General features: G+C 52.9%; 2 protein-coding genes. Both read left to right on the top strand.

The features are described from left to right. Positions 1-570 precede the first annotated feature (570 nt). Positions 571-1,038, top strand: a complete 468-nt coding sequence (locus RMSM_RS43705) for a translation initiation factor IF-3 (protein ID WP_008691592.1) — start codon at positions 571-573, stop codon at positions 1,036-1,038. Positions 1,039-1,072: 34 nt separating this feature from the next. Continuing rightward, entirely contained in the window at positions 1,073-1,423 is a 351-nt protein-coding gene (locus RMSM_RS03410; protein ID WP_052031467.1) for a protein-tyrosine phosphatase family protein, read from the top strand. The last annotated feature ends 482 nt before the right edge of the window (positions 1,424-1,905 follow it).

The following is a 1,905-nucleotide window of genomic DNA, read 5'->3' on the forward strand; positions in this document are numbered from 1 at the left end:
GGACCCATCGCAAGAACCATGGGTGCACGCGAGTGGCGGCAACGTCGATTCGTGAAACAATGTCGTGGATCGCCACCGTTGTGGCATGGAACAAGTTGCGATTTCGAAAGATTTTCCCCACTGCATTACCGGCAAAAACATGGGGGGCAAAAAGATGGGTTCATGTTAGAAAACAGTCGACATTGCGATCTCCGGAATCGAATCTTCATATTTTTGCCCCTCATTTTTTTGCCGGCAAATAGATCAGCGTGGCCGAATTAGTCAGGCGTCTAAAGAGTACACCGGGAAGTTAAGCAATTCTCCTCAGCTCTCGCGGTTCCCTTCTGCTTGTTCATTGATTCATGCAGCGAACGACTCATGCTCGCACTTGCGCGGAAAAATGTTCCGATCCTGATCGATCTTTGGTATCCTCTTGGTGTGCATTCGTTTTGGGCGGCGTGTCAATACTCGCACAAGAACGGTCAAAACTAGGTGGTACACCCGAGTCTTTGAAATCGCCTTACTTGATGGTGGCTCATCCGCTCTGGGACCGGACTTTCGCCGCCGTTACCGGACTGAACCTTCATGTCAATGAATGATCCCTCATCCCGTACCCCCGAAGGCGTGCCGCATCGGTGCGATGTATGCGGTGCGGAGTTCCGTCTAAACCGTTCGATTGCTGGCGATGTTTGTTGCCCAAATTGCAACTCTCTCGCTTGGCCTGTCGGCGATGACGCTCCGAAACTTGAACCGTCTTCGGCACAAACGTCCACCGTTCGCACGAAGGAGATTCGGATTCGTCCCCCGATGAGTAACAACATGGACTTGGGCGACGTAGCACGACGCGTGCGAACGCTGCTTCGGAAAGACAACGACGTGCGGGTGTCTGTTCTTTTTCAGGGTCGCGATCCGAAGCATAAAGATTTGGGCAAGGCTATACTGGACCGTTTCGTTAGTTCGTTGGTACCTGACGATGCGGCTGTCAAGACTCCTGCCCACCTCGAAGCTCGACGCATTTCCTGCACATTGACTTCTCCCGAACACCAACCTGACGAGTAACCTTCGCGTCCACGTGCGCACGTAAGTGATAGACTTGGCCGCCAACGAACCACCGGCAGAGCTGGGCCGCGATATTGTCTATTGCCGCTTTCCCATTTCTGATGATGATACCAACGACGATATGATCGTTTCCGCCAGTATCGAATGCTTACGATTACTGCTGGAACGCGACTGTCGGACACTCGTTGCTTGTAGCGCGGGCATGAGCCGCTCACCAGTCATTGCAGCCGCTGCGTTGTCAATTCTCTTGGGCGATCGACTTTCCGATACACTCTTACGGATTACGGCTAATGCGCCTCGAGATGTTTCACCTGCGTTTTTTTCAGCGGTCCAACGTGTCCATGCTACACTGATGGTCGCGACTAAAAAGAAGGCAGAACCATAAAATGCGTGTGAGGCCGGTAGAAGCGATCATTGGTCAACTTGTGAATCATTCGCCGGGCCCCATGCTTCCTACCGTGCGTCAGATCAACGTTCCCTCTCTAAAGCGATCCCCATGGAAGGCCACGCCCCACAGTCACTCGCTAGAAAATTAAGCCGGCGAACAATCAGTCTCCGCACGTTCATGATTTGTGTCACCCTACTGTGCGTTTTCCTTGGCAGAATCGCAACGACGGCCAAACGACAGCGAGACGCAAAACAGGAACTGGAACGCCTCGGCGTTTCGGTTATGTATGAGCACGAATGGCACTACTCGGGAAAGCAAAGATCGCTGACGTCAAGACTGCTAGAACCCGTAGCACGCCACGTCGATCCGAATTTTGACTTCCGGTAACTGTCGTTCGGACGCGTTATCTTGAGGCGCCCTCGTTGCAGGCCGGTGCCGAATATACATCTTCGGATGTGATTGCCCCAATCTGCAAGCTG

This window comes from Rhodopirellula maiorica SM1 (genome assembly GCF_000346295.1).
GTDB lineage: Bacteria > Planctomycetota > Planctomycetia > Pirellulales > Pirellulaceae > Novipirellula > Novipirellula maiorica.